General features: G+C 48.8%; 16 protein-coding genes. 8 read left to right on the top strand and 8 right to left on the bottom strand.

What is annotated here, in order from left to right; all coding sequences use genetic code 11:
* Position 1 precedes the first annotated feature (1 nt).
* The 3 genes from pylB to ACZ5QV_RS07750 form a co-directional block, all read right to left on the bottom strand.
* Complete coding sequence (gene pylB, locus ACZ5QV_RS07740) at positions 2-1,054, bottom strand: methylornithine synthase PylB (RefSeq protein WP_464601962.1); 1,053 nt, start codon at positions 1,052-1,054, stop codon at positions 2-4.
* A 13-nt stretch (positions 1,055-1,067) separates the two neighbouring features.
* Positions 1,068-2,492, bottom strand: coding sequence for a pyrrolysine--tRNA(Pyl) ligase (gene pylS, locus ACZ5QV_RS07745; protein ID WP_464601963.1), 1,425 nt, complete (start codon positions 2,490-2,492; stop codon positions 1,068-1,070).
* 443 nt (positions 2,493-2,935) lie between these two features.
* Positions 2,936-3,805 carry a prenyltransferase/squalene oxidase repeat-containing protein gene (locus tag ACZ5QV_RS07750; protein ID WP_464601964.1) on the bottom strand — a complete coding sequence of 290 codons (870 nt, stop codon included), beginning with the start codon at positions 3,803-3,805 and terminating at the stop codon, positions 2,936-2,938.
* Positions 3,806-3,967: 162 nt separating this feature from the next.
* Between ACZ5QV_RS07750 and ACZ5QV_RS07755 the strand changes: the two genes are divergently transcribed.
* The 4 genes from ACZ5QV_RS07755 to ACZ5QV_RS07770 all read left to right on the top strand — a co-directional run bounded on the left by ACZ5QV_RS07755 (position 3,968) and on the right by ACZ5QV_RS07770 (position 6,302).
* Positions 3,968-4,507, top strand: a complete 540-nt coding sequence (locus tag ACZ5QV_RS07755) for a DUF134 domain-containing protein (protein WP_464601965.1) — start codon at positions 3,968-3,970, stop codon at positions 4,505-4,507.
* Positions 4,508-4,598: 91 nt separating this feature from the next.
* Positions 4,599-4,796, top strand: a complete 198-nt coding sequence (locus ACZ5QV_RS07760; RefSeq protein WP_464601966.1) for a DUF5320 domain-containing protein — start codon at positions 4,599-4,601, stop codon at positions 4,794-4,796.
* Positions 4,797-4,857: 61 nt separating this feature from the next.
* Positions 4,858-5,259, top strand: a complete 402-nt coding sequence (locus ACZ5QV_RS07765) for a DUF5320 domain-containing protein (protein ID WP_464601967.1) — start codon at positions 4,858-4,860, stop codon at positions 5,257-5,259.
* Positions 5,260-5,291: 32 nt separating this feature from the next.
* Positions 5,292-6,302 (top strand): radical SAM protein, encoded by a 1,011-nt coding sequence (locus ACZ5QV_RS07770; RefSeq protein WP_464601968.1) that lies wholly within the window; start codon positions 5,292-5,294, stop codon positions 6,300-6,302.
* A 137-nt stretch (positions 6,303-6,439) separates the two neighbouring features.
* Here ACZ5QV_RS07770 and ACZ5QV_RS07775 read toward each other — a convergent pair whose 3' ends face one another.
* A complete protein-coding gene (locus tag ACZ5QV_RS07775) occupies positions 6,440-6,934 on the bottom strand; it encodes a ferritin (RefSeq protein ID WP_464601969.1) in 495 nt (164 codons plus the stop codon).
* A gap of 70 nt (positions 6,935-7,004) precedes the next feature.
* The gene (locus tag ACZ5QV_RS07780; protein WP_464602064.1) at positions 7,005-7,448 is read right to left on the bottom strand and encodes a universal stress protein; all 444 of its coding nucleotides are present in this window, start codon (positions 7,446-7,448) and stop codon (positions 7,005-7,007) included.
* Positions 7,449-7,629: 181 nt separating this feature from the next.
* On the opposite strand from ACZ5QV_RS07780, the gene ACZ5QV_RS07785 reads away from it, so the two are divergent.
* A complete protein-coding gene (locus tag ACZ5QV_RS07785; protein WP_464601970.1) occupies positions 7,630-8,655 on the top strand; it encodes a DUF7490 domain-containing protein in 1,026 nt (341 codons plus the stop codon).
* The gene (locus tag ACZ5QV_RS07790) at positions 8,648-8,914 is read left to right on the top strand and encodes a hypothetical protein (RefSeq protein ID WP_464601971.1); all 267 of its coding nucleotides are present in this window, start codon (positions 8,648-8,650) and stop codon (positions 8,912-8,914) included. The genes ACZ5QV_RS07785 and ACZ5QV_RS07790 overlap by 8 nt, the downstream gene beginning before the upstream one ends.
* A gap of 83 nt (positions 8,915-8,997) precedes the next feature.
* On the opposite strand, the gene ACZ5QV_RS07795 is transcribed toward ACZ5QV_RS07790, so the two are convergent.
* A complete protein-coding gene (locus tag ACZ5QV_RS07795; protein ID WP_464601972.1) occupies positions 8,998-9,657 on the bottom strand; it encodes a TfuA-related McrA-glycine thioamidation protein in 660 nt (219 codons plus the stop codon).
* Positions 9,654-10,946: a YcaO-related McrA-glycine thioamidation protein gene (locus ACZ5QV_RS07800; protein ID WP_464601973.1), complete on the bottom strand. Its 1,293-nt coding sequence runs from the start codon at positions 10,944-10,946 to the stop codon at positions 9,654-9,656. The genes ACZ5QV_RS07795 and ACZ5QV_RS07800 overlap by 4 nt, the downstream gene beginning before the upstream one ends.
* A gap of 222 nt (positions 10,947-11,168) precedes the next feature.
* Between ACZ5QV_RS07800 and ACZ5QV_RS07805 the strand changes: the two genes are divergently transcribed.
* The gene (locus tag ACZ5QV_RS07805) at positions 11,169-11,375 is read left to right on the top strand and encodes a YgaP family membrane protein (RefSeq protein ID WP_464601974.1); all 207 of its coding nucleotides are present in this window, start codon (positions 11,169-11,171) and stop codon (positions 11,373-11,375) included.
* Between the two features lie 273 nt (positions 11,376-11,648).
* Here ACZ5QV_RS07805 and ACZ5QV_RS07810 read toward each other — a convergent pair whose 3' ends face one another.
* Positions 11,649-11,867, bottom strand: coding sequence for a PLD nuclease N-terminal domain-containing protein (locus ACZ5QV_RS07810; RefSeq protein ID WP_464601975.1), 219 nt, complete (start codon positions 11,865-11,867; stop codon positions 11,649-11,651).
* Positions 11,868-12,324: 457 nt separating this feature from the next.
* Here ACZ5QV_RS07810 and ACZ5QV_RS07815 point away from each other — a divergent pair, with 457 nt between their 5' ends.
* The gene (locus ACZ5QV_RS07815; RefSeq protein WP_464601976.1) at positions 12,325-13,083 is read left to right on the top strand and encodes a carbonic anhydrase; all 759 of its coding nucleotides are present in this window, start codon (positions 12,325-12,327) and stop codon (positions 13,081-13,083) included.
* The last annotated feature ends 165 nt before the right edge of the window (positions 13,084-13,248 follow it).

Raw genomic sequence — 13,248 nt, forward strand, 5'->3', positions numbered from 1 at the left:
CCTAGTGCCCCAGGACCTTTTCGAAATCGGCCTGTGAAGCAGGAACCATTCCCATACTTTCAAGCCTTAATATAACGCTTTTTATGTCCCGGTCCCGCTCTTCGAGGCCACGGTCGTAGTTGGCGACCCCATCGAGTTCGGAGTTCGGGGGAAGAATCGAGGTCACTATGTTGGCCCCTGCGTTTAAGCGGTAGACCATGCCGTCTATGCCTTCGAGGTCAAGGGAGGCCGGGATCAGGCGGTCCGGGAAAAGAAGCCTCAAAACCGCTATGATCTTGAGTTCCGAAAGGTTCGAGTTCTGCGGGGTTTCCTCAAGAGGGGTTCCTTCCTGAGGGATAAAGGTCATGACCCTAACCATGTCCGGATTGTTCGCTTCCATTCCCCTGAGGGATAGAACGGTTGACTCAATATCGTTTCCTATCCCGGTCAGGAGCCCGTCTTCCACGCAGTAGCCATTTTCCTTCGCAAAGCGGCGGGCGTTGACCCTGCCCTCGAAAGACTGTCCGACCCTGAGTTTTGCGTAGTGCTCCCGGTCATAGGTCTCCTGGTAAAGAGCAAAGTAATTCGCCCCATTTTCTCGGGCCTTTAAAAGGGTCTCGTTGCTCATTACCCCCGGGGAAATCATGATGGGCAGGTCCAGTTCTTCCTTTACGGTCCGGACAAGTTCCACGAATCGGTCCGGTTTATCATAGTAATAAGGGTCTTCTCCCATGGTCAGGTCGATCATGTGAAAGCCTGCGCCTTTGAGGACTTTACAGGTCTCTTTAATATCCTCACGGGTCAGGCGATACCTTTTGATATCGTTTTTGCAGTTATAGTAACAGAAGGCGCACTGGTTTTTGCAGTAAGTGGAAAAGTAAATAAAGCAGTTGAGAAACACCCTGTTCCCGAAGAAATGGTCCCTGACCTTTCGGGCCGTACAGTACAGCTTTTCAAGCTCTTCCTCTGACTCGATTGCCAGGAGCTTCTCCAGGTCCCCATCTGAGAGGCGAGCCCCGTTTATTATGTCTTCCGTGAATTTATCTATCTCATCTTTTGCCATTTTTTGAAACAAAACATTCACTCCTTCATATTTTAGTGGGAATCCCGTTATAATATGATTCGGCCCTGCTCCCTCTCCTTATGTTCTTGAAGCCGTGTTTGACTTTCAGCAGGCGTTCAAGCCCGAAGCCAGCTCCTATCCAGGGCTTGTCAATCCCCCAGTCCCGGTCCATGGGTACAGGCCCCACGACCGCTGAGGAAAGTTCCATGTCTCCGTGCATAATGTCAATGGTGTCCCCGTAGACCATGCAGGAATCCCCGACTATCTCAAAATCGATTTCCAGGAAGTCCAGGAACTCTTTAATTAAAGCTACCAGGTTCTCCCGGGTACAACCCGAGCCCATCTGGCAGAAATTGAGCATGGTAAACTCTTCCAGGTGCTCCTTTCCATCGGACTCTTTCCTGTAACAGGGCCCGATTTCAAAGATCTTTACCGGGTCAGGCAGGACATTATCAAATTTATGGAGGCAGTTGTAAAGGGTCGGGGCAAGCATGGGCCTCAGGCAGAGGTTTTTGTCTATCCTGAAGACCTGTTTTGAAAGTTCGACATCGTTATTAATCCCCATTCTCTCCACATACTCCGCAGGAATGAGGATAGGTGTCTTGATTTCCAGAAAACCCCTGTCCACGAAAAATTTCGTGATCGTCCTCTCAAGTTTTCCGAGGTAGTCTTCCCGGTCCTCAGCGTACATCTGCCGCAGGTCCTCTTTCCTCCGGGAAACCAGCATGGATTCAAGTTCTTTGAATGGTAATGCGGGGTCTTCCAGGGAAATTTCGTCTTTCGGGCTCAGGAGCGCCTCAAGCCGTTTTTTCTGGCTCTTTGTAAACGAGCTTTCCGGAGCTTCAGAAGCTACAGGTTTCGAGGCTGCCGAAACTGTAGGAGCTACAGGTTTTGAAGCGGGAGGAGTGGCAGAAGCGGAAGGAGCGGCAGATACGGCCTTAACTGACGGAGCTGCGGATTTCGGGCCGGTGGGTATGGCTGATGCTGCCTTAGCTACCGAAACTGCGGGTTTTTTCGCTACCGAAACTGCGGGTTTTGGAGTAGCGGGAACCCTGGCAGTTGTGGCAGTTGCAGCCACCTGAACTTTTTTAGTCTCAAGCGCTTTTACAGGCCTTGCTATGGATTTTGGCATTGCTTTCCTGGGCTTCGAGCTGGTAATTAACTTTATCTTCGTGCTGCTTTTGTTGTCGTGTGGTTTTGTAACGAAACGGTTGATATCTTCATCCGATACTTTGCAGTATTTGCAGGTTTTCCTGTATTTGTTTCTTCTGAGCGAGCGGGCCGCACGGCTGGAGCGAGAATTGTTCACCACAATGCTTTCCCCGCAGGCCATTTCAATGAGGATCTTTTTTCTGGATACCTCATAATTATTGATTTTGTGAAGCAGCCCTTTTCTGGACAGCCACACGCCATTAGAGGCTATTAAAATATCCAGCGGTTTTCTTTCCATAGTTTTACCCCATATAACAGGTTTTCTGGATAAAAGATTCTCTGGAATAGTAGGTTTCCAAAAATAGTAAAATCCCGGTTTACGTAAACATAAACAGAGTAGATATGCGACAAACGAAATCCGGCAAAGAAAACGTATTATAAGAATATAGAAGTCGCAATCCGGAATTCAATAAAGAGCGGAAACCCCGGGAATCTAACCCGGCTAAACGGATTTAGAGTCCATTCGATCTACATGATCAGGTTTCCTCCTTGTATATTTTATTTAAAAAAAATATTCTTTTGGGGATAAAATATCATTCATTTATATATATATCTATCGGTATAATTCTAATATATAATTACTATTTAATATAATATTTCCTCTGCTTCTTCAGTTTTTTATCGGGGGCCTCTGGAAACTTTCAAAAGACCCCGGTCTTCAAAATTAAATTACAATATCTATTATTCAGGGATGAATTCCTTAGCTGTTTTGGAGCGAGGTCTGCCTATCCCGAGGGTTATGAGACTCAGGGCCGTTGCATTAACGTCGTCTCCTCTGTTCCCCCAGGCCCCGCTTTCCCGGACTTCGTCCAGAAGCCAGCGGGTGGAGGCTTTTACTTCCTCCTCAAAACCTGTCAGGAGCAGGGCCTGAATAACCAGGTTGCTTGTGGAAATATGAGTCCAACCGCCTTCTGGCCCTCTCTTTGAAAGGAGCCAGTTTGCTCTCTCTTTTATAAAAGCCCTGAGTTCCTTTTTCTCTTTTTCTCTGTTTAAACTCCCGGTTTCCTCTACATCCCCATTTTTGCGTTCATCCTCTATTTTTGCCCCATCCCCACTTTTTCCATCATTTTTCCCTTTATTTCCCCCTGCTCCTTCCTCTTCTTTCAGTTCTACCTGTCTCTGAAGAGCCGTGATAATCAGGGCCGTGGTCCCCACCTGCTCCCAGGCAGGTCCGTAATTCTCATACAGCCATCCACAGGCCGCCCTGTCCGGGATTTCCATCTCCCCAAGGGCCCTGAGCGCATAGGCAGTGTCATAGACGTCTTCATTCCAGGAATTTCCGGTTTTTTTGCCCAGTAGCCATTTTTCCGATTTCCTCAATATAATTCCTGCATCCGCAAGGGCAGAGCAGGCTCTTGCAGTGTCCCGGACCGAGGCATTCCAGGCCCCGTCTTTTTTTTGCAGGATCAGCCTGGTTGTATAGGGGTTCGAAAGGCCCCAGAGTGCATGGGCCGAAACAGTCCTGGAAAGTTCCTTTATTGTATCAATATTCTGTGCCGAGAGCCATTTAAAGCTTTTTTCTACGGTCTCGTTTTTACTGCTGCCTGACATCCAGTTCTGCTTTTTGATTTACCTGTATTAAAACCTGACTGAGCAGATCTACTTAATTTTATTTTTAATATGTTCTGCGGCTGAATGGCCTGTTCGGACAAAGCTATATATTGGAGTTATGCATTATTATGCATAATGCCGCGCCCAAGGAAAAGAAGGTTTGTGGACTTTGATCATGGAGGAGGGGGCCGCCACTTCAAGCATGTGTGTGAAATGGGAACGTTTTCGCCCTCCCCTCCGGAACCGGTTGAAGATGTCCAGCTGACCATTGATGAGCTGGAGGCCATGCGGCTCAGATATCTGGAAAAATTAAACCAGATAGAGGGAGCTGCCAGGATGGAGATTCATCAGTCCACTTTTCAGAGGACGCTTAAAAAAGCACTTGAAAAGATTACCGATGCACTTGTGCATGGAAAAACTATCAGAATAGAAGGAGGAGATTACAGGATGCCAGGCGGAGACGGAAAAGGCCCATATGGAGAAGGACCTATCGGAGGTCAGGGAAGAGGTCAGGGTGGAAGAGGCCAGGGAAGAGGTCAGGGTGGAAGAGGCCAGGGAAGAGGTCAGGGTTTTGGATTTGGAGGCCCGGAAGGAATGTGCGTATGTCCCGGTTGCGGCCACGAAGCTCCACACCAGGCAGGAGTTCCCTGCGCTCAGATGAAATGTGAAAAATGCGGAACCTTGATGGTCAGGAAAACTTGAGGGAATAATATTTAAAAAACATTTAATAATTATTTTAATAGTACTTGAAAACTGATATTTGAAATTTGAACAACAAAAATGAGTGATAAACATGCCAGGTGGAAACAGAACAGGTCCCAACGGAGAGGGACCAAAGACAGGAAAAGGTCTGGGCTACTGCTCGGGCAGCGAGACTCCAGGATATACGAATGAGGCCGATGGAGCTGGAATAGGGGCTGGACGAGGAGCCGGACGTGGAGCCGGACGTGGAGCCGGACGTGGCAGAGGAGCCGGACGCGGCAGAGCTTGATGAATAACATTCTGGAAGTATTTGAAAATTAAAATTAGAACAAAAATAATGAGTGATTAACATGCCAGGTGGAAACAGAACAGGTCCCAACGGAGAGGGGCCAAAGACAGGAAGAGGTCTGGGCTACTGCTCGGGCAGCGAGACTCCAGGATATACGAATGAGGCCGGAGGAGCCAGAATGGGGGCCGGAAGAGGCTTAAGATCCGGACAGGTTCAGGGATTCGGAAACGATTTCAGAGCAGGTGGATGTTTCAGGACAGGTAGAGGTTTTGGACGTGGCAGAGGCCGTGGGTTCCGTTCCGCTGTGGATCTTGGCTTTGAAAGGGCCGGGTATTCCCCGGAAGCTGAGGTCGGTTATCTGGAAAACAGGCTCAACTCTTTAAAACAGGAAATTGTGGACCTCACAAAACAACTCAGTGAGCTCGGGCGACCCGGGCCAGAGCAGCCTTCTAAAAAAGAATAACTGTTATTTTTTTATAAAGTGCAGGAAAAAACATGAAATCAAAAATAGTGTATGGCCCCATCCTTTCCAGAAGGCTTGGAAGGTCTCTCGGGATCGATGTCATAAAAACCAGTGCTTCGAAAAAGAACTGCAATTACGATTGTGTCTACTGTCAACTCGGGCATGTGGACCGGAAAATTTCCGGGCCGGAAGCAATCGAAGGAGCTGTAAGCCCTGAAGAGCTGGTAGAAGCCCTCAAAAATTTCCATAAAGACATCGAGGACCTGGACTACATAACTTTTTCCGGGACCTGTGAACCCACCCTTAACCTTTCCCTGGGGGAAATGAGCAGACAGCTCAGGACAGTCAGCAAACTTCCGATCTGTGTGATCAGCAATTCCTCCCTTACCGGCAGGCCCGAGGTCAGGGAAAACCTTGCCGAGGCCGACCTGGTTGTAGCAACCTTTGTTTCAGGTAATGAAAAGACCTTCCGAAAAATCCACAGGCCTGCGGCAGGAGTACGGCTTGCGGACGTTATCGAAGGCCTTCGGGAACTTGCTAGTCTGAAAAGGGAAAGTGGAAAAGGTCCAAAGCTGGCTCTGGAGATCATGCTGCTCGATTGCTCTGATGAAAAGAAAGGCCCCCTTAACAGTACGGATGAGGAAGTAGAAGCCCTCATCGAGGCGGTCAAAATTATCAACCCCGACGAAATTGAAATCCTCACGGTCAGCCGTCCTCCGGCCGAGACCTGGATTGTCCCTGTGCCCGAGGAAAGGCTCCGGGAGATTGCGGACCGTTTCGCTGCCAGGTTCGGGGAAGAAAAGGTCACGCTGGTCCTTAAAGGGCTCAGGAGAAACAGAGCCGGAGTCAAGCATAAAGACCCTGAGGCCGATGTCTACGCCCTTCTCCTGAGGAGGCCCTGCACCTCGGAACAGGTGGCAAGAGGTCTGGACCTTGACCCTGAGGCCCTGGAGCCGATTCTTGAGAAGCTTCTTCTGGATCGGAAAATAGTAGAAATTTCTCCAGACGGCAGGAATGATGAGAAATTTTTCAGGGCGAATTAAAAAAAAGCAAATCAGGCCCCTCCTCCCGGCTTGAATTCATTTTTCCAGGGGAGGGGAGTGATTTTTTGTTGAATTATTCTCTTAAGGCCTTTTTTATATTTATCTACTGGACCTGAGGCCTGCTGCTGTCCTTCCGATTAGTGGCCGCCCCGTTTTCCAAGTTCGCTGTCAACAACGAGCAGACCGGCCCCGTCTTCTCCGGCAAGTTTTAATTTGGCGATTATCTCGTTGTCGTTTGCCTCTTCCTCGACCTGCTCTTTAACAAACCACTGGAGGAAGATGCTGGTCGCGTAGTCCTTTTCCACAACCGCAAGTTCGAGCAGGTCTTTGATCGAACGGGTAATGAACTGCTCATGCCCGAGGGTCATTTCAAACATTTCAAGAGGAGGGCCGAACTTCGTGGGCGGTTTTTCTATCACTTCAAGCTCTATCCGGGCTCCCTGTTCAACCAGATAGTTGTAGAGTTTCTCCGCGTGTTCCATTTCTTCCCTATACTGTACCTTGAACCAGTTAGCAAAGCCTGTAAGGCCCTTATACGAACAGTGGGCCGACATTGCCATATAGAGATAAGCGGAATATATTTCCCTGTTCACCTGTGCATTCAGGGTCTTGATCATATTTTCTTTTAACATTTCTGTATTCCCCCAAACTCTTATCAAACTCTTCTCAAATTTTTATCCTGATCAAAATGATTTTCAAAATTCAAGCATCTTCTTTTTCTTCATCTCTTCCCCTGACCAGCAGCACCGACACCTTTGAATTCCGGACCATTTTTTCAGAGATGCTCCCGAGCAGGAAACGCTCAATTCCGCTTTTCCCGTGTGAACCCAGGACTATCAGGTCGATCCCTTCTTTTTTCGCAAAATCGGTGAGCTCTTCCACGGGGTTCCCTTTCAGGATTATGGTTTCCACCTCCAGCCCCGCAGCCTTTACGGCTTTCTCCACAGAGGCAGTCGCTTCCTTCCCAAATTTTTCAAACTGCTCGTACATCGTTTCTTCCCAGTTCATATCCTTCGGAATCGAAAGATATGCCCCCGTATCGATGGCGTATACCGCATAGACCTTTGCTCCGCTCAGGCGGGCGATTTCTATCCCCGCCCCGGTTGCGTCCCCGGCCCCTTTCGAGCCGTCGGTAGCAATCAGGATTTTCCTGTAAAAACTGTTTTCCGTTTCATAACCCCCCGTTTCGGTCTTTCAGCCCCATATTGAATATCTATTTATTCATATTAATAATTCTGCATTTCTAAAAATCGAAGTGCTGCGGCATATTAATGCCTTCAAAAACAGCAAATACATCCTCTTTCAATAGAAAAGAGAGGGATTATTTTTGGAAAGCCAGAGAATACACCCTATCAGGGTTTTTATATTACTGGCCGTGGTCCTCGCCTGCACCATAAGCAGCGGATGTATCCGAAGTTTTGAGGAAGAAAGCGACTACGGCATCACGGACATGGACATCTCGGCAGAGAGGACGGGGGCCGCTTTTGTGGACCTGAACGTCACGACCTATATTGAAAAATACAGGGGCCTATCTGCCGGGAAAAACACTTCCCTGCTCCTGAAAGCCTACAGCCGGGAAAGCGGCCTGCTTGTTGAGCAGAAGGAACTGGAGCTCGGAGCCCTTGAAAAAAGTGAAACAAGGGCCGTAAGCCAGGTCCTGAGCCTTCCGAAATCCGGAAGCTACGAACTCCAGGCTGTTCTTTTTGAAGAAAAAACCCGGAAAAGCAACGGGGAAATCAAAGTCTATTCCCTTGATGCCCTCCCGGCCGATGTCCAGGAAATAGGAATCGGGATTCCTGAAATGGACTTTATCGTGCGGGAAGTTAAGGACGGGAAAGTCCTCATTGAAAGCGACATCTACCTGACAAATGAGGGTAGGGCCACAAGTTCAGACTACCGTATGCTTGTCAAAGCCCGGGAACTCGACGCCGGGCTCCTGGCCGACAAGGTCTGGGCAAAGACCGGGAAAATCGAGCCCCAGACAACCGTTATACGAAGTGTAAACCTGACCATTCCCGACCAGTACAACTACCTTGTCGAAGTCCTGGTCTGGAACAACAACACCATTGTCAAACGTGGAGAAGGCCACATCCGGCTGAGCCCCGAGATCGAACTTAAGGACGAAAAGCCAACTGCGGTCCGGGAGATCGAAACCGGTGAGTTCGAGAGAGATGATGATGATTTTGCAATGCCCGAGGAAGGAGTGTTTGAGGAAGAAGCCACGCCGGGATTCGGAATTTTCAGTACCGGGGTTTTCCTGCTCCTTGCGCTAATCTACGGGAGGCGAAGCGGTGTGGGTAAAGAAGGAGGTAGAGAAGATAGAGCAGGAAGAGGAGGCGGTCAGAATGAGTGATATTGAAAGTGTCAGTCAGGAAAAAAGGCAGGGGAATAAAGAAAAGAATCCGGGGCTTGAAGATAACTTCAAAAAAGGGGCTTTACTGATCGCCATGCTGTTTTTGCTGACAGCGACCTTCCAGCTCTATTTTTCAATTGAGGAAATAATCCAGGACTGGTTCGAGTACCAGTACGTCCCCATCTTCAAGGCCTTCTATAACTTTTTTGTCCTGATTGTGGCCCTCTACGTCATCAGGCTCTACATTGTCAATAAATGAAGGCCTTATGAATGGAATGAAAATGTTAAATGGTCTTCCAATTTCAAAAAATTTATGGGGGCCATTTATCCGGAAGGGCCTTTTCAGGCCCCTTCCAGTAATTTTTTAACAGTCTCAAGCACCAGGACCGCATCTTTCCTTTTGATATCGACTTCTTGCCCGACACAGAAATCAAGCAGAGCCTTTTCTTTATTTTTGGGGACCAGCCCTTTTTTTACCCCGGTCTTTACGAGCCCCAGATAACTCCGGTCCGGGTAATAGGTCTCGATTGCGAGGGCCAGGAGGGCGGCGTGTTCCTCTGTAATGAGAAGTTCTGAGGCAAGGGCGGCTTTGAGGGTTTCTCTCATATTGACCAGGGGTATGGAAATAGGTTCAAAAGTGTCGGGGTTCGTGCTGACGGCGACCTCATCATCGGACTCGATTACTCCGTCCCGGTACCACTCATAGACTTTGCCTATTCCTATCATGCCGTGGGAATCGAGTTCTGAGGCCCGGAGGGCGCCCATGCTGCCGCCTCCCACCACTTTTATCCCGGCATTGAGTGCGGCAAGGATTTCCCTATGCCCGACGGCCGCTCTGTCAAAAAAAAAGCCGTCGATGATGCCTATGACCTTATACCCTTTACGGATAATTTCATCGAGCTGGAACCTCTTAATAGGGGGCCGATAGTCCGCATCCAGGATTTCCCGGGCGGTCTCGTGACTGATGCTCGTCCCGGTAAAGACCACTGCCTTTTTCTTCATCTTCTCTTCCAAGACCTTTCTTCTCTGTTCTCATTTCTGTTTTTGTTCCGGAAAGGAACCCGCTTTTTCCCGGCGCTTATCCTTTTTCCTGTTCGCTCCTGGTCGATTGTGAAAAGCTCGAAGCCAGGGACGATTACCCGCACAACAGGCACCTTGATTTCTTCTCTTGACATGTCAACGACGAGAGCTCTTTCGGCCACATTCCCTAGTTTTTCAAGCACAACATCGATGTTCTCGGCCGGGGTTTTTCGGGACAGGTCCGGGATTTCGGATATCGATACCGTTTCTCCGTCTTCGAACCAGAATTTGTTGAGGCGTTTCATGCGATCGTAGCCTATGTCCCGGATAAAACTTTCCCGGGCCGTATCCTCCCTTGCACCCTGGATCTGGACGACTCTGGATTGGGCAGCTTCCGTGATGGCCCTGGAGATTGCGATTTCGGGTTTGAGGTGGGAGCCTGCCCCCATGACCAGCAGAGCCGGGTCTTTTAGCCTCACGTCGTCCGTGACCGCAATCACGGTCGGGATTCCCATATCGTTTTCAACCATCCAGATCTTCAGTGCGACTCCGGCGGTTTCGAACTTTTGGGCAAGCTCGTAAAGGTAGCCGTCCTTTTCCGTGAGTATGAGCTCTTTTCCAAGGTTCCGGTTAAACTGGGCCGTGCTTATGACGTCTCTTTCAATGACTTCCAGAAAGCCGTGCAGAACCGCTTCTTCAAGTACGTTTCCCGAAGCAAGCCCGTTTGTGTTGCTCCGGAAGGGGCTGAGGAACTGGCCGGGAGCGTTGTAGGGGTGAAAGACCGCGCTTGCGCTTACGAAGACATCTTCACCTTTCAGAAGGTCATAGGCCTCGACCCATTCCTGGGGGGCGTCCGGCTGGCATCCTTCGGGTAAAAGCAGGTCTCTCGGGTCAACTGCACTGCAATTTTCCCGGAGGGTTGGGTAGGAGTCTGCCAGGACATTTGCGGAAATTTCACTTTTGACATTCGCATTCGTGCCCGCCCTTTCCGCAAGGCAGCGTTCGAAACTTTCCATGATTGCTGATATGCGGGCCCTTTCGGGGGTGCTCCCTTTTCCCGAATAGATGGAAATCGCACCCTCGGCCGCGCTCGGCCGGATCGAGGAAAAGACCGGAATCCCGAGCCGGTCCAGGTTCGTGATGTCGGCAATCCGGGTGACGCCTATGTTCTTTAACTGGGCTTTCGTATTTTCCAGGGTTGTGGCTTCGTCATACACGCGCTGGCTGCCTTCGATGTATGAGAGAGACCTGTCAATTTTTATCTCGGACATGTTGGATACCTTTTTACCGCGGCCGGGTTTTTTGTACTTTTCATGAGCTGGCCGATATTCGGTTTTTTTTGAAATTAAGAGTGGAATGGGTTCTGATAAATTTGAAGATATGATCTAATGGTTTCTGGTAGTTTTGAAAGTACCGATTAATAATGAAGAGCCCTATTAGTATATTATAGGGTTTTATAAGGGGTTTTATCTGTGGATATAAAGAAGCTGTTTATGGAAAAAAATGTAGGGGGCTATGACCTGACTCTGCGGGCTCTTCTGGGTTCGCTTGCAATAACGGTCCTTGCAATGGATCTCGTGGAAAGCTGGCCCTGGAACTGGGTTGTCGCTCTGGTCGCGTTTGTAGGCCTTTTCACTTCAATTACACGGCACTGTTCTCCGTATGCCCTGCTGGGGATAAATACGGCTGACAGGGAGTAATCAAAAAATCGGATAAGGGGTTTGCGGCAGGCCGGGTTTTTATCTGAGAGGCGGTGGCATGATGCGGCCCGGAGGCTTTCTCTCCGAACCTCTGAAAATGGATTTTGATTCCGAAAGACCTTTTTGTTAAATCACTTTTTGATCCCGGATATTTCAAAAAGCTTCCAATGATTTTGATTTCAAATTTTTTCAGTTTCAGTCACGAAAAGGCCGGCCTGTGGCCGGTGAGTACATCGGAATTTTTGAGAACCCGAAATCAAACTCCATTCAGACTCATTTTCCAAGCTCTTTAACCCTTTTCGGCCGCCGGATCAAGTAGTAGAGGAAGGCCCCCAGGATATAGGTAAAAACGATTACAATGATCCATATAAGGCGGATGTTTCCCTCGTCGGTTTCTTTTTTCAAACAGTCGGCCAGGGTCCAGACCCAGAGGATGAGGGAGACGAGGTAGAACCCCCCGAGTATCAAGAGTATTATGGAATTTCCGAACATAGTGCTGCTTCCTGAAGTCGGGCTCTGGCCCGAAGTTCCGGGCTTGAAACTGCCCTTTCTGAAGATATGGGGCTGGCAGGTCTTAAACTGTTTGCTTTTATAGTTTCAGTGTAAATGATACCTACTCTTTCTATTTTCCCACAGAACTTCTAAAAAAACAGAGTCAATTCGAAAAATTTTTAAACTTGTTTCCTGTAATCAAGGTTATCTTTAGCAACATTATTATACTGAAATTTATATTAATGTGGCCATGAAATTCTGTAACCTGATGTTCTGAAAATTCATTTTTTCATACTGGTGCTGATTAAAAACGTGCTTCAACTGGCCCTCTTTAATTTGAATTTCGTGAAAAATGTTGCGTTTTTATTGTTGTATTCTGGACGGGCCTGTAAGAGCATGTTCTGAGAGTCCTGTTCCGTATATTTTGCAAACTTCACAGTCTGAAAGAGGAGATATCATGAGAACAGCCAAATTATACACATTGCTGGTCCTGCTTATGCTTCTGGGGGTTGCCGGAAGCGGTTGCACCTCCAGTGAAGGTCAGGAAGAAATTGAAGAAGGTGTCTCTATGGAGGCTGTGGCCCCCGAGGATACTGGGCTTTCAAATATCGTTACGAATCCTATAACTCCCTGGAACCCTGCAAGCACATCCCCTGAAATTGCCGAAACTGCCTTTATCCACCCACAGTCCGTGGTCATAGGGGCCGCAACAATTGGAGAAAGGGTGCTTGTCTCACCCCACGCCTCCGTTCGAGGGGACGAGGGGATGCCGATTTTTGTCGGGGACGAAAGTAATATTCAGGAAGGAGTCGTGCTCCACGGGCTTGAGACAATTGACGAAGAAGGCGAACCTTTTGAGGCTCATCTTGTGGAGGTCAATGGAGAGAAATATGCGGTTTATGTGGGAGAAAGGGTTTCCCTTGCCCACCAGTCCCAGGTCCATGGCCCGGCCTTTGTAGGCAATGACACCTTCATAGGCATGCAGGCAATGGTCTTCAATGCCTGGGTCGGAAACAACTGCGTGCTCGAACCCACCTCCGGGGCCATTGGCGTGACTGTCCCTGACGGCAGGTATATCCCGGCAGGAGTTGTTGTCACCTCCCAGGCAGAAGCCGATAAGCTGCCCGTGATCACGGACGATTACGGCTACAAGCACACCAACGAAGCCGTGGTCTATGTAAACACCAATCTGGCCGACGGCTACAACGAAATGTGATCCCATCGTATCTGCGTTTTATTTTCGAGGGGCTGTCCGGGGACTTTCCGGACGGTTTCTCCCTTCTTTCTCCTTACTTTATTTTTTCCTGTTTTTCAGTGTATTTACCTGAAACCCCGGCCACTACAGCCTATTTTGAACGTGATACCGGTTTAAAGCTGTTTT

This window comes from Methanosarcina baltica (assembly GCF_055394095.1).

Coding starts and splice junctions, on each gene's coding strand:
- pylS (WP_464601963.1), bottom strand. CDS start 2,492: ATGGAAAGAAAACCGCTGGATATTTTAATAGCCTCTAATGGCGTGTGG.
- ACZ5QV_RS07750 (WP_464601964.1), bottom strand. CDS start 3,805: ATGTCAGGCAGCAGTAAAAACGAGACCGTAGAAAAAAGCTTTAAATGG.
- ACZ5QV_RS07760 (WP_464601966.1), top strand. CDS start 4,599: ATGCCAGGTGGAAACAGAACAGGTCCCAACGGAGAGGGACCAAAGACA.
- ACZ5QV_RS07765 (WP_464601967.1), top strand. CDS start 4,858: ATGCCAGGTGGAAACAGAACAGGTCCCAACGGAGAGGGGCCAAAGACA.
- ACZ5QV_RS07770 (WP_464601968.1), top strand. CDS start 5,292: ATGAAATCAAAAATAGTGTATGGCCCCATCCTTTCCAGAAGGCTTGGA.
- ACZ5QV_RS07775 (WP_464601969.1), bottom strand. CDS start 6,934: ATGTTAAAAGAAAATATGATCAAGACCCTGAATGCACAGGTGAACAGG.
- ACZ5QV_RS07790 (WP_464601971.1), top strand. CDS start 8,648: ATGAGTGATATTGAAAGTGTCAGTCAGGAAAAAAGGCAGGGGAATAAA.
- ACZ5QV_RS07795 (WP_464601972.1), bottom strand. CDS start 9,657: ATGAAGAAAAAGGCAGTGGTCTTTACCGGGACGAGCATCAGTCACGAG.
- ACZ5QV_RS07800 (WP_464601973.1), bottom strand. CDS start 10,946: ATGTCCGAGATAAAAATTGACAGGTCTCTCTCATACATCGAAGGCAGC.
- ACZ5QV_RS07805 (WP_464601974.1), top strand. CDS start 11,169: ATGGAAAAAAATGTAGGGGGCTATGACCTGACTCTGCGGGCTCTTCTG.
- ACZ5QV_RS07810 (WP_464601975.1), bottom strand. CDS start 11,867: ATGTTCGGAAATTCCATAATACTCTTGATACTCGGGGGGTTCTACCTC.
- ACZ5QV_RS07815 (WP_464601976.1), top strand. CDS start 12,325: ATGAGAACAGCCAAATTATACACATTGCTGGTCCTGCTTATGCTTCTG.